Consider the following 18859-nt stretch of genomic DNA (forward strand, 5'->3'; position numbering starts at 1 on the left):
AATTCACCTTTCCTCCCTCAGTGCTTCAGTAGGTTGACCTCATCGACCGAGGTGGTGCGACGAGATCGGAAGATGGACACGATGATTGCGAGGCCAACCACGACCTCGGCGGCGGCAACGATCATGACGAAGAACGCCATCACCTGGCCGGTGAAATCACCGTAAATGCGGGCAAAAGTGATGAGGGTGAGGTTCGCGGAGTTCAGCATCAGCTCAACCCCCATCAGTGAGATCACTGCGGAGCGGCGAACCATTACCACTGCGGCGCCGATCGAGAAGAGGATCATTGCCAAGATGATGTAGTACGAGATGCTCACTGCTCATCCTCCTTAACTTCGGGCTCGCCGGCTTCGATTTCGGGGCGGGCCTCGTACTGGAGGAGACCGTCCGGGGCTTCCTCGCCGGCCATGCCCCACGTGCGGGCGCGGGCCACGCTCTGGGTGGCGGCGACGCCGTGGTACGGGTGCTCCGGCTGCTTGCCCAGGGCTTGCTCTCCGAGCGAACGCGCGAGTTCCGGATCGAGCGAACCGAGCGAGCGGTCAAGACCGCGCACGCGCACAACGCGCGGGATCGATTCTTCAACCGGCTTGTGGGTCTCACCAGAAATAGCACCGACGTCAAATGCGGTGGATCGAGCGAACACACCGGGCGCAGTGTACTGGCCGATGTGGCGGCCGGTTTCTGCGTAAGCGGACATCTTCGCGTCAACTACCTGCTTTTGCGTGCGCTTCGGGGAGAGGCGGTCGCCATGCGTTAGGAGGACCGCGCCAACGGCTGCGGTGATCAGTAGCGCACCGGCGAGTTCCATCGAGAACCAGTAGTTGGAGAACAGGGCGAGTGCCAGGTTCTCAATCGGAGCGTTCGAGTAGGGATCAACCCCAAACTCCTTGACCGCCGGGAGATTTGCCTTCCAAACCACTGCGGAGAGGACAAACGCCATGGCGCCGGCGCCAATCACGGCGAGGACAATGTTCCCTCGGCTTTGGTTCTGGTAGTTATCCGTTGCCTGCAGGCCGATCATCATGAGGACGAACAGGAACAGCATCATGATCGCGCCCGTGTAGACCACGACCTGAACAACACCCATGAAGGGCGCTCCCTGCGCGAAGTAGAGGACGGAGAGGCCAAGCATGACCAGCACCATCGACAACGCCGCGTAGGCCGCCTTCTTGAAGAAGAGGACACCCAGGGCGCCGAGAACCATGATTGCGGCGGTGATCCAGAAGAGGACTGTCTCACCGGTGCCGATCGTGGTTACTGCATCAATTGGGGTCGGGTTCACTTACTCTCGCCTCCTTCGGTTTCTAAGCTAGCGAGAGCCATTTCGTTCTTTTCTGCGGCCTTCGCAGCGGTCTCCAGCGTCGGATCGTCTGGGCGGTGTTCACGCACCCATTCAACCTGCGCCTTGGTTGGGCCGGTTACGGCGCCGCGGTAGTAGTCACCATCGGAGAGCCCCTCCACCATCGGGTGCGGAGCGGCAAGCATGCCTTCTTCCATCGGCGCGAGGATCTGATCCTTCTCGAAGATCAGGTCGCGGCGGTGGTAGTCGGCAAGTTCGAAATCATTACCCATCGTGAGGGCGCGCGTGGGGCACGCCTCGATGCACAATCCACAGAAAATGCAACGCAGGTAGTTGACCTGGTAGACGCGGCCGAAGCGCTCACCCGGAGCGTACTGGGCGTCGGGAGTGTTATTGGCGGCCTCAACAAGGATCGCGTCCGCTGGGCATGCCCATGCGCAAAGCTCGCAGCCAATGCACTTTTCGAGGCCGTCCGCGTAGCGGTTCAGCTGGTGGCGGCCGTGAAAGCGCGGCTGCACGAAGGGACCCTCAAACGGGTACTGCTCCGTAACTACCGGGCGGAACATCGATGAGATGGTTACGCCAAAACCTGCCACCGGGGCGAACAAGTTGCCCCAGAAGCCCTTCGGATCGTGCTCGTAGAGCATCTCTTCGTTCTTGTCTTTACTCATCGCGCACTTCCTTCTGATCAGTTGCGGCGGTGGCGGCCGGCACCAAACCCGCCCGTGGGGACGGGGGTAGCTGCTGGCCCGGTAGCGGCGGTACAGGGTAGCCGCCCGCGAACGGGTCGAACTCCTCGTCCGCCTTGACTTCAGGCTCGGGGCGATCAAACAGCCACAGGATGATCATGACAACGAGGAACACCGCTACGATTCCGCCCGTGATTGCGAGAAGCGAATCCGTTACCCACATGCGCACGCCCTGCAGCGTTGCGACAAGAACCAGCCAGACAAGGGAGGTTGGGATCAGGATCTTCCAGCCGAGCTTCATGAACTGGTCGTAGCGGAAACGCAGGAGCGTACCGCGGATCCAGACCATGCTGAAGAAGAAGAGCCACATCTTCAGGTTGAACCACAGGAAGCCCCACCAGCCGGAGTTGAAGTCGATAAATGGAACGTAAGACAGCCCAAACGGCGCATGCCAGCCGCCGAGGAACACCGTGGTTGCAACGGCGGACACGTTGAACATGTTGATGTATTCGGACAGGTAGTACCAGCCGAACTTCATCGACGAGTATTCGGTCATGTGACCGGCAACGAGTTCACCTTCTGCTTCCGGAAGGTCAAACGGGAGGCGGTTTACTTCGCCCACCATCGAGATGAAGTAGACGATGAACGCGGGCAAGAGGGCAAATGCCCACCAAACGCTGTGCTGTGCCGCAACGATTTCTGAGGTCGACATGGAGCCGACCACGAGGAACACGGACACAAGCGAGAGGCCCATCGCAAGTTCGTAGGAGATGACCTGCGCGGCAGCGCGGACCGAGCCGAGGAGCGGCAGGGTGGAACGCGTTGACCAACCGCCTAGGACCGTGCCGTAAAGACCGATCGACGCGATCGCGAGGATGTAGAGGATCGCGATTGGGGTGTCAGCCATCTGCAGAGGCGTGGAGCGGCCGAACATGTTCACGTTCGGGCCCATGGGGATGACCGCTAGCACCATGAATGCGGAGAACGCGGAAATAGCGGGAGCAACGAAGTAGATGAACTTCTCTGCCTTATCCGTCCAAATGTCCTCCTTGAACAGGAGCTTCACGGCGTCCGCGAATGCTTGGAACAAGCCGAGCGGGCCTGCAACATTCGGGCCGGGACGCGTTTGCATACGACCAAGACCACGTCGTTCAACCCAGAGCGCCATGATCACTGACATGATCAGGAATAGCACGATGAACAGGGCCTTAAGTAGGCTCAGCCACCAGGTCTCTTCGCTGAAGTCAGCCGGCGCGGTTGTCGGTGGAGCAAACGGCGTAAGAGTTAGCGCAAGAGTACTCACCGGTTCACCTCCGTATTGGCTGCGATGGATACAACGGAACCATTTTTGGCGCCGAGAGTTTCATGAACGTGTGAGCCTGCCGAGCATTCGGGCAGCCACACAACGTCCTCGGGTAGGTCAGTCACAGCAACCGGAAGGGTGATCGTGCCTCGTGACGTAGAAACGCTTACGAGATCGCCTTCGGCTACGCCGATTGTCTGCATGGTTGCAACGTTCATGCGGGCAACGGATCGGCGGGCAGTGCCGGCCAGCTCTGGAGCGAAGTCCTGCATCCGGCCTTCGTCGAGCATGAGCTTGTGAGTGGCGAGGACGGCATTGCCAGCGCCGGGCGCCTGCACGGGGGCGGGCGAAATCGCCGGGCTGTCGATGCGCGAGCCATCCCACTCCATGAGCTCGTTGATTTCGGCGTGCGTGTCCTTCAAGGTTTCAACGCCGAGGTTCACGCCCATGAGGCCTGCGAGGCGGTGTAGCACTTCGCGGTCGGTTAGCGCGCGGGTTGCAAGAGCCTGGCCGAAGGGGCGCAGGCGGCCTTCCCAGTTGATGAATGTGCCGTTCTTTTCGGTCACCGGAGCAACGGGGAAAACAACGTCTGCCATTTCGGTCAGATCCGTGCGGCGAACTTCCAAAGCAACCACGAATCCGGACTTTTCGATAGCGGATTTCAGGTTCTCCGGATCGGTTACGTCGCGCGAGTCAACGCCGCCGAGGATCATCGCCGAACGAGGATCGGTTGCGGCTTCGGCCAGAATGTCTACCGTGCACTTGGTGGGATCCGACGGAAGTTTGGCGCCCCATACGGCTTCCATGTCGATGCGAGCATCGGCATCCGCGGCGGAGCGGCCAAATGGAAGCAGGTTCGGGTTCAAGCCAACTTCAAGGCCACCTCGTTCGCCGGCGCGGCGCGGGATCCACGCGATGCGTGCACCCGTGCGGTCCGCGAGGCGGGCAACGGCGGTGTAAAGGCCGGGAATCTCCACAGCGCGTTCGCCAACAACGATCACACCATTCGCAAGTTCAGTTGCGAGGTCGCCGCTTACTGCGTCGAGCACCTCGGGTTCAGTGCCGGGAGCTGCTCGAAGCAGATCGGCATTCATCTTGCGAGTGGAAGGGGTGGTCATCGGAGCAACCACGGAAACCTTAACGGAGCCGGCCAGTGCGCCCTTGCGCAAACGCAAGAAAACGTTTCCGGCTTCATCTTCGGCCTCGAGGCCAACGATGAGAACGCGGCCCGCCTTCTCAAGTTCCTTGTAGGTCACGCCCAGGCCGGTGCCGGCAACGCGAGTACCGAGGAACTTCGTTTCCTCAAGCGAGGTGGCGCGTACGCGGCCATCAACCTGGTTGGTGTTCATGACGACACGCGCAAACTTAGACCACGCGTAGCCATCTTCAACCGTGAGGCGGCCACCTGGCAACAGTACCGTCTTGCCAGCTTCGCGGGCTTCCTTCAAGCCACGAGCCGCGCGGTCAAGCGCATCCGCCCAAGAGGTGGGAACAAGCTTGCCGTCCTCGCGAACCAGCGGAGCAGTCAGGCGATCCTCGCCGGTGCTCCAGGTGAATGCGAAGCGATCCTTGTCGGTGATCCACTCTTCATTGACGTCAGCGTCCTCACCCGCCAGAACGCGAACAACCTCGCCGCGGCGAATGTCGATACGCGTTGCGGCGCCAGAGGCGTCGTGCGCAGAGACGGACGGCGTCGATACGAGGTCGAACGGGCGTCCCCTAAAACGGTACGAGGTGGACGTGAGCGCACCCACCGGGCAGATCTGAATGGTGTTACCCGAGAAGTAGGAGGCGAATGGGCGTCCGGACGTGTCGGCTTCCGCGGCACCAACCGGGCCGGCGTTGAGGCCGGACTCGTAGCCGGGGTTGCCGAACGGGCCAGCAAATCCTTCGTCACTATTGATGTTCGAAGCATCGCTATGGAAGCCGAGAACGGCAGTGTCAAAGCGTCCAACCTGCTCCCCCATGAACTGGTGGTCCTCGGTTGGAGCGGTGCCGCCGCCGCGACCCTGCAGGTCAATGAAAGCATCGCCCGCAATCTGCTTCGAAAAACGCGTGCAACGCTGACACAGGATGCAACGCTCACGGTCAAGCGCGATCTGAGTGGAGAGCTTGATGGGCTTCACGAACGTGCGCTTGGCATCATCGAAACGCGAAACTTCACGGCCCTCAGACATCGCCTGATTCTGTAGCGGGCATTCGCCGCCCTTGTCACAGATCGGGCAGTCCAGCGGGTGGTTGATCAGGAGGAACTCCATCACACCCTTCTGGGCCTTCTCGGCTACCTCGGACGTGCGCTGCGTCTTTACCACCATGCCGGGCATGACCGTCATCGTGCACGAGGCCTGTGGCTTCGGGAACGGACGCACCTCACCGGTACGGTCCGGCGCCGCTACCTCAACCAGACACTGGCGGCACGCGCCAGCTGGAGCCAAAAGCGGATGATCACAAAAACGCGGAATGCGGATACCGACCTGCTCGGCAGCGCGGATGATAAGCGTACCCTTCGGGACGGACACCTCAGTGTCGTCGATAGTGAGAGTTACCAACTCCTCACTCATCGGGCACCTCCTTTAGCAAAGTGGGCGGACGCTTCATACGGGAATAGTTCGCGCGCAGGCGTTGTGAGGCCGGCTTCGAACTCTTCGCGGAAATGCGCGATACCAGACTGGACGGGAGCTGCCGAAGCATCACCGAGGGCGCAGAACGAGCGGCCCGCAATATTTCCGGAAATCTCCAAAAGCTTGTCCACGTCACCGGGAAGTCCCCTACCCTCTTCGAGGCGCAGCAGGATCTGTTTCATCCAGTAGGTGCCCTCGCGGCACGGCGTGCACTTACCGCACGATTCGTGCTGGTAGAACTCAGTCCAACGAGTGACGACGCGAACCACTGAAGTGGTTTCGTCAAACACTTGGAGGGCGCGGGTTGCAAGCATTGAGCCCGCCGCTCCCACCGACTCGTAGTCGAGCGGAACGTCCAGTTCCTTCTCGGTAAAGATCGGCGTGGAGGAACCACCGGGCGTCCAGAACTTCAGCTTGTGACCGTCGCGAATACCGCCGGCCATCTCGATCAGCTCACGCATCGTGATACCGAGGGGAGCTTCGAACTGGCCCGGATTATTCACATGACCAGACACGGAGAAGAGGCCGTGGCCGGCCGACTTCTCGGTACCCATCGTGTTGAACCAACCGTCCTCGTGCTGGAAAATACCAGCCACGGACGAGATCGACTCAACGTTATTCACAACGGTGGGGCGGGCGTAAAGGCCCTCAACCGCGGGGAACGGAGGCTTTAGGCGCGGGTGACCGCGGCGGCCCTCGAGGGAATCAAGGAGCGCGGTTTCCTCACCACAAATGTAAGCGCCCGCACCGGCGTGCACCGTGATGCGGAGGTTGAAATCCCCTGCGGGTCCGCGTCCCTGGCCGATAATGCCGGCCTCTTCGGCCTCACGCACCGCGGCGAGAAGGCGACGGTAAACGTGGGCGACCTCGCCACGCAGGTAGATAAACGCGTGCTCACAGCGAATCGCTCGAGACGTGATTGCCATGCCCTCAATCAAAACGTGCGGGTTGGCCATCAGTAGCGGAATATCCTTACAGGTTCCCGGCTCGGACTCATCCGCATTCACAACGAGGTAGCGGGGGCCGCCATCGTCAGGAGGCAGGAACGACCACTTAAGCCCCGTGGGGAAGCCAGCACCACCACGGCCGCGAAGACCAGCCGTCTTCACCGCATTCGTAATGTCAGCCGGATCCATCGTTAGGGCGCGCTCAAGGCCCTTGTAGCCACCGCGCGAGCGGTACGACTCAAGCGTCCATGAACGTTCCTCGTCCCAACCGCGCGAAACGATCGGCGTGAGGATGCCCGGCTTGGAGAACGTTACTTCACTCATCAGTTGCCCTCCTCAACCTGCGGGGCCGTGCCGGTAGCTTCAGGAGCCACCCAGCCCTTCTCTTTCGCGATCTCCAGACCGCGTAGCGACGCCGGTCCAGCAGACGGGCCCTCATCCACGAGGCCATCTTCAAAACCGGCTAGAAGCCTAGAGATTTCCTTGAACGTGGGCACCTGCTCCGGACCTCGCGTGGACTTGATCGGGCGCCCGGCCTCAATATCATCCACGAGGGCGATCGTTGATTCCGGCGTCTGGTTGTCGAAAAACTCCCAGTTGACCATCACTACGGGCGCGTAGTCACAAGCCGCGTTGCACTCAAGGCGCTCCAGCGTGATCTTGCCATCCGCCGTGGTTTCGTCGTGGCCCACCCCGAGATGACCGGAAACGGCCTCCCAGATCTGGTCCCCGCCCATCACAGCGCACAGGGCGTTCGTGCAAACCCCCACGTTGTATTCACCGTTGGGGTGGCGCTTGTACTGCGTGTAGAACGTGGCAACAGCGGAAACCTCCGGGCGAGTAATCCCCAGAGTCTGTGCACAAAAAGTCACGCCATCAGCAGAAATGTAGCCGTCCACCGACTGCACCAAGTGCAGCATGGGCAAAAGTGCCGAACGCTCGTGGCCCTTCGGGTAGCGCGCCATAATCGCAGCGGCATCAGCACGCAGGCGCTCCAAAACTTCGTCGCTGTACATCAGCGATCAACACCTCCCAGTACCGGGTCAATCGAAGCGAGAGACACGACGACGTCAGCAAGCTGACCGCCCTCAGTCATCATCGCAAACGACTGCAAGTTAGAGAACGACGGGTCGCGGAAGTGCGCGCGGTACGGGCGCGTACCGCCGTCCGAAACAACGTGAGCGCCAATAACGCCCTTAGCGTGTTCCACCATTCCATACGCCTGGCCGGCCGGAACCTTGAAGCCCTCGGTTACAAGCTTGAAGTGGTGAATGAGAGACTCCATGGACTCACCCATGATCTCGCGAATGTGCGCCAGCGAGTTACCCTGACCATCCGAACCAATCGACATTTGTGCCGGCCACTTGATTGCCGGATCCTGCACCATAACTGGGTCACCCTCGCACTCATCAAGCTTGTCGAGAACCTGGTTAATGATTCGCAGCGACTGGTAGCACTCGTCGAAACGCACCTGCACGCGGTTGTACGCGTCAGACTTGTCTCGAACCGGAACGTCAAACTCAAGCTGGTCGTAACCGAAGTACGGCTGTGTCTTACGCAAATCGAGCGGGAGGCCAGCAGCACGCAAGCACGGACCGGTCATGCCAAGCGCCATCATCGAAGCGAGCGACATGTAGCCCACATCAATGTGACGAAGCTTGAAGATCGGGTTTTCCTGCGTGAGGTCCTGCAACTCCCCAATGTCATTGCGCAAGTTAGGAAGGAGCTCGCGAATGTAATCCGTGGTGCCCGACGGCAGATCCTGAGCCACACCGCCCGGACGCATAAACGCGTGGTTCATGCGCAGACCCGTGATGCGCTCAAAAATACGGAGCACGTTCTCACGGCCTCTAAAGGCGATCGTCATCATCGTGGTTGCGCCCAGCTCGTTACCACCGGAGCCGATTGCGACCAGGTGCGAGCCAATACGGTTCAGCTCCATCAGCAGAATGCGGATCCAGTTAGCGCGCTGCGGAACCTCGTCGGTAATACCGAGTAGCTTCTCCACGGCCTGCACGTAAACAGCCTCGTTAAACAGCGGAGCCACGTAGTCCATACGCGTACAGAACGTTACGCCCTGCGTCCACGTGCGGTACTCCATGTTTTTCTCAATGCCCGTGTGCAAGTAGCCCGTGTTCAGACGGGACTCGCGCACAGTCTCACCATCGATCTCGAGGATCACGCGTAGCACGCCGTGCGTGGACGGGTGAATCGGACCGAGGTTAACAACGATGCGCTCGTTAGAAAGACGCTCGATCTCTGAAAGAACATCTTCCCAGTCGCCGCCGCTTGCTAGAACCTCAGGAATATCGTCGATATCGAGTCCACCGGGCGTTGCGTAAAATACCGGTTTTTCGTTATTCATTAGTTGTACGACCTCCGAGTGTCTGGCGGCGGAACTGTAGCTCCCTTGTATTCGACCGGAATACCACCCAGCGGATAGTCCTTGCGCTGGGGGTGGCCTACCCAGTCATCGGGTAGAGCGGTACGAGTAAGGCCGGGGTGACCGGTGAATACGATGCCGAACAAATCCCACGTTTCGCGCTCATGCCAGTCATTACCCGGGTAGATCGAAACGACGGACGGGATCTTCGGATCCGAATCCGGAGCGGTTACCTCCAGGCGGAGCATGCGGTTGTGCGTCACCGAGAGGAGGTGGTAGACAGCGTGCAGTTCGCGGCCCACCGCGTGCGGGTAGTGCACGCCGGAAACGCCCAGGCAGAGTTCAAAGCGCAGATCCTGATCATCACGCAACCAACGGCAAATCTGCAGAATGTGCTCGCGAGGCACAAAGATCGTAAGCTCATCGCGGTCTACAACCACGCGCTCGATGACATCTTTGACCTCAATGCCGGCATCCTTGATGAGTTCTTCAAGAATATCCACAACAGAGTCAAACCAACCGCCGTAAGGGCGAGCCGATTCACCGGGAAGATCAACCGTGCGCGTGAGACCACCAAAACCGGTGGTATCGCCAGAACCGCGAACGCCCCACTGGCCGTGACGGACGTCAACGACCTCGGGAGCCGCTCCGCCGCGAGTTGGGCTGGCCTGCTCGGCTACCTCGCCGAACTTCTTCGAGGATGGGGAGTTGTCGCTCATGCAAGCAGTCCCTTCATCAGATGAGTTGGGGTAGCTGCAAGAGCAGCTTCTTCCGCCTTACGCGCAACCTCAATGCGGTGAGCACCAACCGGCTCCTTACCGATCTGCTCACGCAGCACCATGATCGCGTTGATCAAAGCCTCTGGACGCGGCGGGCATCCCGGCAAATAAACATCAACCGGAACAACGTGGTCACAGCCCTGCACAACCGCGTAGTTGTTGAACATGCCGCCCGTGGAGGCGCACGCGCCCATCGAAATAACCCACTTAGGTTCTGGCATCGAGTCATAAACGCGGCGAACGATCGGAGCCATCTTGTGCGACAAACGGCCGGACACGATCATGAGGTCAGCGTGGCGCGGCGATGCGCGGAACACTTCCAAACCAAAACGAGCCATGTCGAAACGCGGCGTGCCCGCAGCCATCATCTCAATGGAGCAGCATGCCAGACCCATTGTTACAGGCCACTGAGAGTGCTTACGGGCAAGATCTAGAACCGCCTCAATGGAGGCTAGGCCAACGCCTGCGGGAAGACTATCTTCGATACCCATTTACTACTCCCTCCTATCAGTCCCAATCCAGGCCGCCGCGGCGCCACTCATAAATAAATGGAACCGTGATCAGCGCGATGAACGTAAACATGACAACGAGGCCGAACAGGCCCAACTTCCCGAAGGTCACAGCCCACGGGTAAAGGAAGACAACCTCGATGTCGAAAATAATGAACGTCATAGCCACCAGGTAGTACTTCACGGGGAAACGGCCGACATCAGCGTCGTGATGGATCGGGTCCACACCGCACTCGTAGTTACTGGACTTGACCTTGTTCTTGTTAACGGGTCCCAGGATCGCGGAGGCTCCCAGGCCACCGAGTGCGACCAAGACTGCCATCGCGGCCATGATCAATATCGGGATATACGGATTGCTCACTATGCCTCCAACCTGGCGGTTAACAGATCATTCTTTGTAGATTTTGCTGGGGATACCAAACTCTTAATCATACCTTTGGAACCACCTTCGCAAGAGCCGTTATCAGCTTGTCATCCCACTCTCCGCCCGAACGCTCAAAGCCGTCCGAAAGGAGTTTGTGAACGAGTTTCATGAGCCTGGGACGCGGCAGACCATACTTTGTGCAGGCGTGCATGATCTTCGGGTTCTCGATCAGCTTCACAAACACGCGGCCCAGCTGGTAATAGCCGCCCCAGTCTGCGGTCAACGCTTCCGTGTACGTTTCCATTGCGCGATCAAAACCCGCATCAGAAGTGCGGCTTAGCGCAGAAACAATAGATTCCGCGGCGTAGCGCCCCGCCCTCATAGCGGGGGCAATACCCTCACCATCGAAAGCAGAAACCATGCCGCCCGCGTCACCAACGATTACGAGGCCGTCGCGGTAGTGGGGCTTGCGGTTGAACGACATCGGCAAAGCGGCAGAGCGAAGCTGACCGATCTGATTCTCTTCGGTCATCTCCCACTCTTCGGGCAGGTTCGCGATCCAGGTCTTGAAGATCTCGCGATACGGCAACTTGGTTGCCTTTGACGTAGAAGAAACGGAGCCGAGCCCAACGTTAACAACGCCGTCGCCCAGCGGGAACAGCCAGCCGTAGCCGGGCAGAAGATCAGATTCACCGCGCTTGCCGCTCCACAGCTCCAGGTGCGAATCCATCCACTCTGCATCGCCATTTGGCGACTTAAAGTATGCGCGAGCTGCCACACCCAGCGGGCGGTTCTCTAGCTTTTCAATACCGAGGGACGTGGCGAGGCGGGCGGCTACACCGCCGGCTTCAACAACGACCTTCGCGCGAAACTCGATTTCCCGAGCATCTTTACCCTTGCCGACCTTCGCGGTTACGCCGCACACGCGGCCGGTAGGAGTTTGCAGAGCGCCCGTAACGTTGAAGCCTTCGTACAAGCGGACTCCCGCAGACTCGGCGCGGCGCGCTAAATCCTCATCCAACTGCATGCGGGCACGCGCCATACCAAAGTTAGGAGCCGACTTCGTTTCTGGCCACGGCAAATAAATAGAGTGGCCGCCGCCAATTACATTGAGACCCTTGTTGCGCTGCCACCCCGCGGTGTCAACGCCCATGAGTTGAACCTCAGCAACCGCGGCTGGCGTCAAGCCATCACCACAAATCTTGTCGCGCGGGAACGTAGATTTTTCTAAAAGAGCAACGTCAAGCCCCGCCCGCGCCAAGTAATAAGACGTTGCAGAACCTGCAGGGCCTGCGCCCACAACGACGACATCAGCACTGAAGTCGGACGCGTCAGCCAGCTCCACGTGTTCCTCCCGCTCGTTGCTACTCATATAACTTTTACCAAATTTGCATTCCTCTAGAGGCGAAATGCCCATATGTCCCTACCCTATCCACCGGGTGGGGTAGGTCCACAAAAGATACAGAAAAAAGGCGATTTGGCACGGGAAACGAACGCCCGGCCGCCGCAAACACAATCGTATTTGATCACAACCGTGTTACTTATTTTATTGATCACAGTGAGGCTATCGCGAAAATCGCGCATCAGCACTTCAGGGTTTGATAGCGCGGTGCAACGCGAGGATACCGCCCGTGTAGTTGCGGTACTGCACCCGCCCCCAACCGGCCTGGGCAATCATTTTGCCCAGTGTCTCCTGGTCATACCACTCGCGAATCGACTCAATCAGGTAGTCATAGGCCTCATCGTCTGAAGACAGTAGCTTCGCCACTCGCGTCAAAATTTCTTCCAAATAAAACCCGTAAACGGCGTTAAACACCGGCCAAGTTGGACGCGAAAACTCGCAGATCAAAAGACGCCCGCCCGGCTTGGTCACGCGCGCCATTTCCTGCAACGCCTTCTCGGTGTTTTGCACGTTGCGCAGGCCAAACGAAATAGTTACCGCGTCAAACGAGGCATCCTCAAACGGCAAATCCGTTGCGTCCCCCTGCACAAACTCTAGTTCCGGGTGACGCTGGCGCCCGACCTCGATCATACCCTCCGACAGGTCACACGCGATCACATGCGCACCGGTTTCCGCGAGCGCCGCCGTGGAACCACCCGTTCCAGCAGCCAGATCAAGGACTCGTTCGCCCGGCTTCAGGTTGAGGGCACGCACCACTCCCCTGCGCCAAATATGCACCTGACCGAACGTCAACGCCTCGTTAGTTAGGTCGTATCGACTGGCCACTTTGTTGAACATGCCCGCGACCTCGTGGGGACGCTTCTCTAGCGATGCACGATTTACGTCTGAAGCTTTAAGGTCACGTTTTGCCATGAGATCTATCTTGTCATGGTTCTACGCCAGAGGTGAACTTCAACCAGCTGCCGCGAAATAAGATCCTTCTTCGAGGGGGCATACTGCCTAGGATTTCAAGCAAAGTCGATCGTTAGGATGCCTGGCGCAACGAAAATACGGGGCCAGGTAGTATGGGATACCGTGACAGTATTGAACTCCGCACGACGATTTTGCCTTCGCGATCCGCATGCGCGCCCAAAACTGCGCGTTTCGATCAGCGAGGTTGGTGGCCCCTCCACATTCTCTGAGCTTCTGCACCGCGTTGACGGCGCACGTAATCTCTCGGTTTGGAGCGGGCCTGCACTAGCTACTGACGCTCAGCCAATCATCGTTGGAGACGGTATAGCACTTGCCATCATTGCGACAGAGGAAGGCAGCTACGGCCTCGCGCATCCCACTTTCAAAATGCTTTCACGCGCGCTACTGCCCAACCCGCGGCCAGAGAATCCCGGGATAGTTCAAAACCAGCCGCACATGCAGGTCGCGGGCCGAGACTGGCTGGCGCTAATCGCTGAAGCAAGCGTGGAAGGCGGCCAGGAGTTCTTCGCCCGGACGGGGATGCACGCTCCGCTAGGGCTAATGTCATTTGGCTTTGCTCCCGGAACGCCGGGGGCGCTGGTACTGCCGCGCATTGCATGGGTGGCATTGGGCGATGCCACGTGGAAGATCGAGACGGTTATTGAGGCAGACGGCGAAGACCTCCACGCAATCGAGGACGGCGCTGGTCAGCGCAACACCGAGAGCGAGAACCTTGATGGAGCGCCCAACTGGTATTTAGATCCGGGCACCATGTCACGCTCCGCATGGAAGCACGCGGTTGCCATGGTCGTGGACGAACTGCGCGACGGCCGGGCACAAAAAGCTGTTATGGCTCGCGATATTACGGCTCGATCTGACCATCCGATTAACCTAGTTGCAGTTTTACAAGAGCTCGCTACGGCCTACCCCACCACCTGGACGTTTAGCGTTGCCGGCCTCACCGGCGCATCGCCGGAAATGCTCGCGTTCGTGCGCGGCGGGCAGTTGAAGTCCCGCGTACTTGCCGGCACTTGTCCTCCGGGGGAAGGCGCCACCCTGTGGGAATCAGCTAAAGACCGTGAAGAGCACGCTCTTGCCGTTCAATCGGTGGTGGACTCCCTGGCCGGGCTCAGCCGCGACCTCAACGCTCCCCGCCAGCCGTTCCTCTTGGACCTTCCTAACGTCACTCATCTTGCTACCGACGTGACCGCCGACCTCACCGCGATTGCGGTGGGCCACGCGCCCGTTTGCGAAGCGGTTCGAGCCCTGCATCCCACGGCCGCGGTTTGTGGCACCCCCACACAGGACGCTTTCGAGCTTTTGTCCAAGCATGAACTGACCGACCGCGGACGCTACTCCGGGCCCGTTGGCTGGATCGACGGGGCGGGTGAGGGAGCGTGCGCGATCGCTCTGCGCTGCGGCCAGGTTCTTCCCGACGAGCACTCGATCCGCGTATTTGCCGGCGGAGGCATCATGCCCGAATCCATTCCCGAGGTGGAACTAGCCGAAACTGGGGCAAAAATGCTACCCGTACTGCAGGCAATCGGCCTCGAAAACTAATCTTCGAGGCCGATTGGTGAAAGCTTAAAGCTTGCGCATTCGCCTAGCGCGGCGAATAGTCTGGGAGCACCACGTAGATCGCAGGGAACAAAATCACCGTGAAACCAATGGTCAACGCCAGGGGAGAGAAAACGTTCAACGCGAATGCGGTGAAAACGCCGCACACTACCGCCGCTATCGCCGCCACAAGATAAATGCCGCCCGATTTGTAATACTCCGCAGCCAGCACATTTGCCATCACCGAAGCGACACAAACCAACCCGGCCCACACGAGAGCTCCACCGATCAAAAGTAGCCAATCCCCCGCCCCGGCTTCGCCGCGCATGTAACGCGCTTGAAAGGGAACCTGTTCAAACCAAACGAGGAAAGGCAGGGCAAGGCCAGCTAGCATCACCAACACAATCGGAATGGTGTACTGACTATTTCGCTTCACGGGATCCTCCTAGACCGAGCGTTGCAAACCCAATGCTACACGCGCTCTGAGCCACCCGGGCAGCTCCAAATCCGTGGTGAATGCGAGCTGGCCGAGTTAGCTACTTAGCTTTGAGGGCCACTTGGACCTCGGTGATCTCACCGCCGCGAGCGATCCCCAACGTCACTGTGTCACCCGAGTTGTACCTGCGCACAAATCCCGTAAGTGCAGCGGAGGACACCACGTCGTTGCCATCTATTGACACGATCACGTCACCAACCCGCAGGTTCGCATCTGCGGCCGCTCCTCCTGGCAGTACCGACTCCACCTTCGCACCCAGACGGGTTTCCTCACCCACCTGGATCGCCGCAGTAGAGATGCTCACGCCAAGTTGAGCGTGCACCGCCTCGCCCTTCTCAATCAACTGCGTCACCACGTTCTTCACCAGGTTCACCGGGATCGCGAATCCGAGGCCGATAGAGCCAGCCGAGCCCTCTTTACCCATCGACGCGATTGAGGAGTTAATGCCAATCACACGGCCCTGCGCGTCAAACAACGGACCGCCCGAGTTACCGGGGTTAATCGAGGCATCCACCTGGATAGCGTTTGTTACCACGGTTTCTGACTGCGGCGACTGCTGCAGGAAGTACGGGAACTGGTAGTTGAACTGCTCGCTTTGATCGTTTGGCACAGCCGTCTTCACCGCCACCGGGCGATCCAGCGCCGAAACGATACCGGTGGTCACCGTGTCCGTGAGCCCCAGCGGCGAGCCGATCGCCATCACGGCCTCGCCCACCTTTAGCTGGCTGGAATCACCAAAGTTACCGGCAACCAAATCAGCGGGCGGATTCTTCATACGGATAACAGCCAGGTCCGTAGTTGGGTCGATACCCACAATCTCCGCCTCGTAAAGTCGGCTTCCGCTGGCGCGAACCGTGATTTTTGCCTGCTCGTTATTAACTGCGGCAGAAACCACGTGATAGTTCGTGACAATGTTGCCGTTACTATCCCAAACAACACCCGAACCGGTGTCACCACCATCCCCCGTGCTGACTTGAATGGACACTGTGGCGGGACGAACCGCGTTAGCTACCGCCTGCCAGTCAGTGCCCTCTCCGGAAACCTGAACGGTTGGAGTCTTTTCACCTGACGGCTGCTGAATCTGCTGGCTACTGGCCGCGGGCGCGTATGCTCCCGAAAACTTAAGCGTAGCGATCGTGCCACCAACCGCGAGGAACGCGGCAAGCAACATCGCGACTATGAGGGCGCCCCAACCTGGCCCCTTATTAGCCGGTTTACGCGGCGCTGTCTGCACCTGAGAGGCATAGCCAAACGGCTGGCCATACGACTGCTCGGGTTGCGCCTGTTGAAAGCCCTGTTGCTCGTAATTCGCCTGACCGTAAGCAGCCCGGTCGTATGCTCCCTGCTGCCCGCTAGCTTGCTGGCCATATTGTTGCTGGCCATACGCCTGCTGCGGGTAGGCGCCTTGCTGCGGATAGTTTTGCGCGGCAACGGGCGCAGAGTAGGCCTGAGGTTGTACTTGCTCTTCTACCTCTTCTTGCTCACGTGGATCCTGCTGGTCTGCGCTCTGCGAATCTGCTGTTCGGTAAACGTAGCGCGGCTGGTCCGGGGTTTTGATGGGCTCACCCTGCGGGGTTTCAGGGGTAACGGAATCTGGTTCGCCCTCGTAATCCCTGGGACGCTCATTCTCCATCGTGGCTCCTAAAAAATATCTGTACTTTTTTCAAAACAATGTACATGGTGGCCGGCTGTTCTGAGCGATTTCTTCAGTGCACCTGGGTTTTTTCTGGAAAAAGTGATTGCACGCCCGCGCGCACTCCGCTGTGGTCTGCCACCACGTGAATGATCCGCCCGCGCGGCCGGTCTGCGAGCGCCCTCGTTAATGTTTCAAAAGCATCTGCTTCAACCGCGTTCTTGCCGTTTCCCTCCGCACCGTTTCGGGTGGAGGTGGTGAAGTCCGCGCGGACGTACTCCCAGCCGGTAGCAACGGCAAGCGCCTCAAAGTCGAGACTATGCGCAACCGCAAAAAACCTTTCATAGACGGCGCATGGAGCTAGGCCGTGTTCGAGCGATTGGAAGATGCGTCCTCCCTGATCGTCTATCACCACCACGTCTACGTTCGGCACTGCCTGCCCCGCGGGGAGCAGGAGCGAACCAATGTCATGCATAAACGTGAGGTCCCCAACCAATGCGCGCACGGGGCAATCAAGGCCGAGCGCAATGCCTTTTGCCGTTGCGATAGTGCCGTCGATTCCCGCCTGGCCGCGCGCGGCAAATACCCCTTTTGCCCCGTTCCCCACGGGCGAATCCGCCGCCAGATCAATGTATCTAATCGAATTTGAAGCGCCGAGGACCAGGGCGTGACCGCCACCTTCCGGCTCGGCCGCGCGCGAGGCGTTTGCGTACGCGTCCCACACCGCGCGGGCGGCAATAGCGCCGTGCGGTATTGGGTGGTGGGCGCCTGAGTTGACATCCGTCGCGCGCGGATTGTCGCCCTGGCTATTTCCTTCATGGAGGGAGGAAGCAGCAAGCTGACTGAGTTCGCGCGCCCGGATCCACTGGCCAACGTTTTGAGCATGCTCGGCCCAGCTTCTTGTCCACGCACCCTGTGGCATCTTCTGCTTGACAGGGGCAAGTTGTTCCACCACGAGGTCGGCGTTACCCGCAACATCGGGATATTCGCGCGCGCTCGAAGCTACAACCACCCGGGCAGGGCCAGCTAACAGGCGCGAAACCGGGCGAGACAAGCTGGGATGGCCAAGCACCACGACCTGCTCAATTTCACCAGCAAACCGAGTCAGCATCTGCTGCTGGAATCCGCAAAAGGTAGCAGCTCCAAATGCGCCGGAGGAGGGCTCGGCCAAAAGTGGAACCCCAGCCGCCTGAGCCAGCTGCGCCGCACCCTCGGCTTTGTCTCCCGCAACAATGACCGTGCGCAAATCTTGCACGGCATCCTCCCACGCGGTCACAACCGGCTGACGCCGCGCAAGCCGGGCGGGGATCCCCGCGTCTAAATCCGCTACCGCAGGCGCCCCCTCCGGGGTCAAAGGATCGCGGAATCCGATATTGATATGCACCGGACCACCCGCCTCGCGCGCGCCCACGGCCTGCCCCACCAGGCGGCGAACGCGCGCAACAAAGGCCTTCGCAGCGCGGTCCTCGGACACCGCGCGAGCATCCGGACTAATCCCCACTTCCGCCGGCACATCCAGCTGCGCCACCACGTGGTTGCCAAACAGCCCAGATTGATCCGTGGTCTGCGACGCGCCCACGCCCCTCATCTCAAAGGGCCGATCCGCCGAAATCACAATGAGCGGCGCGCCCGTGTGGAACGCCTCAATCACCGCTGGTAGCAGGTGTGCGGGGGCGGTGCCGGAAGTTGTCACCACCGCAACTGGAGCCTTCGAAGCCTGCGCTAAACCCAGCGCATAGAACCCTGCGCTACGCTCATCGAACGCGGGGTGCGCGCGCACCAGCCCACTGCCCTCCGCACTAGCAATCGCATACGCAAGCGGAGCGCTACGCGAACCGGCAGCAACCACAAAATCGCGCACGTACGGAGCCAGCGCCGCAACCAACCAGCGTGCATCAACAGAAGCAGGCATAACCCTCCCCCGC

17 protein-coding genes are annotated in these 18859 nt (G+C 59.7%); 1 reads left to right on the forward strand and 16 read right to left on the reverse strand.

From position 1 onward, the window contains the following. Positions 1–17: 17 nt before the first annotated feature. The 13 genes from nuoK to HMPREF1628_RS01755 form a co-directional block, all read right to left on the reverse strand. Positions 18–317: an NADH-quinone oxidoreductase subunit NuoK gene (nuoK, locus tag HMPREF1628_RS01695; protein WP_034507104.1), complete on the reverse strand. Its 300-nt coding sequence runs from the start codon at positions 315–317 to the stop codon at positions 18–20. Beyond that, positions 314–1282, reverse strand: coding sequence for an NADH-quinone oxidoreductase subunit J (locus HMPREF1628_RS01700; protein WP_084703152.1), 969 nt, complete (start codon positions 1280–1282; stop codon positions 314–316). Before HMPREF1628_RS01700 ends, nuoK begins: the two co-directional genes overlap by 4 nt. Beyond that, positions 1279–1971, reverse strand: coding sequence for an NADH-quinone oxidoreductase subunit NuoI (gene nuoI, locus HMPREF1628_RS01705; protein WP_034507107.1), 693 nt, complete (start codon positions 1969–1971; stop codon positions 1279–1281). The genes HMPREF1628_RS01700 and nuoI overlap by 4 nt, the downstream gene beginning before the upstream one ends. Continuing rightward, the gene (gene nuoH, locus HMPREF1628_RS01710; protein WP_034507110.1) at positions 1964–3292 is read right to left on the reverse strand and encodes an NADH-quinone oxidoreductase subunit NuoH; all 1329 of its coding nucleotides are present in this window, start codon (positions 3290–3292) and stop codon (positions 1964–1966) included. Before nuoH ends, nuoI begins: the two co-directional genes overlap by 8 nt. Then, on the reverse strand, positions 3289–5853 hold the full coding sequence (locus HMPREF1628_RS01715; protein ID WP_034507112.1) for an NADH-quinone oxidoreductase subunit G: 2565 nt from the start codon (positions 5851–5853) through the stop codon (positions 3289–3291). Before HMPREF1628_RS01715 ends, nuoH begins: the two co-directional genes overlap by 4 nt. Next, entirely contained in the window at positions 5850–7184 is a 1335-nt protein-coding gene (nuoF, locus tag HMPREF1628_RS01720) for an NADH-quinone oxidoreductase subunit NuoF (RefSeq protein WP_034507115.1), read from the reverse strand. The genes HMPREF1628_RS01715 and nuoF overlap by 4 nt, the downstream gene beginning before the upstream one ends. Beyond that, positions 7184–7876: an NADH-quinone oxidoreductase subunit NuoE gene (nuoE, locus tag HMPREF1628_RS01725; RefSeq protein WP_034507117.1), complete on the reverse strand. Its 693-nt coding sequence runs from the start codon at positions 7874–7876 to the stop codon at positions 7184–7186. The genes nuoF and nuoE overlap by 1 nt, the downstream gene beginning before the upstream one ends. Further along, the gene (locus HMPREF1628_RS01730; protein WP_034507120.1) at positions 7876–9225 is read right to left on the reverse strand and encodes an NADH-quinone oxidoreductase subunit D; all 1350 of its coding nucleotides are present in this window, start codon (positions 9223–9225) and stop codon (positions 7876–7878) included. Before HMPREF1628_RS01730 ends, nuoE begins: the two co-directional genes overlap by 1 nt. After that, positions 9225–9962 (reverse strand): NADH-quinone oxidoreductase subunit C, encoded by a 738-nt coding sequence (locus HMPREF1628_RS01735; protein ID WP_034507122.1) that lies wholly within the window; start codon positions 9960–9962, stop codon positions 9225–9227. The genes HMPREF1628_RS01730 and HMPREF1628_RS01735 overlap by 1 nt, the downstream gene beginning before the upstream one ends. Continuing rightward, positions 9959–10513: an NADH-quinone oxidoreductase subunit B gene (locus HMPREF1628_RS01740; RefSeq protein ID WP_034507127.1), complete on the reverse strand. Its 555-nt coding sequence runs from the start codon at positions 10511–10513 to the stop codon at positions 9959–9961. Before HMPREF1628_RS01740 ends, HMPREF1628_RS01735 begins: the two co-directional genes overlap by 4 nt. A gap of 16 nt (positions 10514–10529) precedes the next feature. Further along, on the reverse strand, positions 10530–10892 hold the full coding sequence (locus HMPREF1628_RS01745) for an NADH-quinone oxidoreductase subunit A (protein ID WP_034507130.1): 363 nt from the start codon (positions 10890–10892) through the stop codon (positions 10530–10532). A 67-nt stretch (positions 10893–10959) separates the two neighbouring features. Next, a complete protein-coding gene (locus HMPREF1628_RS01750; RefSeq protein ID WP_052038759.1) occupies positions 10960–12267 on the reverse strand; it encodes a geranylgeranyl reductase family protein in 1308 nt (435 codons plus the stop codon). 219 nt (positions 12268–12486) lie between these two features. Then, entirely contained in the window at positions 12487–13209 is a 723-nt protein-coding gene (locus HMPREF1628_RS01755; protein WP_034507135.1) for a demethylmenaquinone methyltransferase, read from the reverse strand. A gap of 162 nt (positions 13210–13371) precedes the next feature. Between HMPREF1628_RS01755 and HMPREF1628_RS08575 the strand changes: the two genes are divergently transcribed. Continuing rightward, the gene (locus HMPREF1628_RS08575; protein WP_052038760.1) at positions 13372–14808 is read left to right on the forward strand and encodes an isochorismate synthase; all 1437 of its coding nucleotides are present in this window, start codon (positions 13372–13374) and stop codon (positions 14806–14808) included. A gap of 43 nt (positions 14809–14851) precedes the next feature. Here the strand turns inward: HMPREF1628_RS08575 and HMPREF1628_RS01765 are convergent, their stop codons facing one another. From HMPREF1628_RS01765 to menD, 3 genes are all read right to left on the reverse strand, one after another. Then, entirely contained in the window at positions 14852–15241 is a 390-nt protein-coding gene (locus tag HMPREF1628_RS01765) for a hypothetical protein (RefSeq protein ID WP_034507138.1), read from the reverse strand. A gap of 100 nt (positions 15242–15341) precedes the next feature. Continuing rightward, positions 15342–16934: a S1C family serine protease gene (locus HMPREF1628_RS01770; protein WP_232219350.1), complete on the reverse strand. Its 1593-nt coding sequence runs from the start codon at positions 16932–16934 to the stop codon at positions 15342–15344. 73 nt (positions 16935–17007) lie between these two features. Next, on the reverse strand, positions 17008–18846 hold the full coding sequence (menD, locus tag HMPREF1628_RS01775) for a 2-succinyl-5-enolpyruvyl-6-hydroxy-3-cyclohexene-1-carboxylic-acid synthase (protein ID WP_052038761.1): 1839 nt from the start codon (positions 18844–18846) through the stop codon (positions 17008–17010). Positions 18847–18859: the final 13 nt, after the last annotated feature.

Source organism: Actinomyces sp. S4-C9, from assembly GCF_000758775.1.
GTDB lineage: Bacteria > Actinomycetota > Actinomycetes > Actinomycetales > Actinomycetaceae > Gleimia > Gleimia europaea.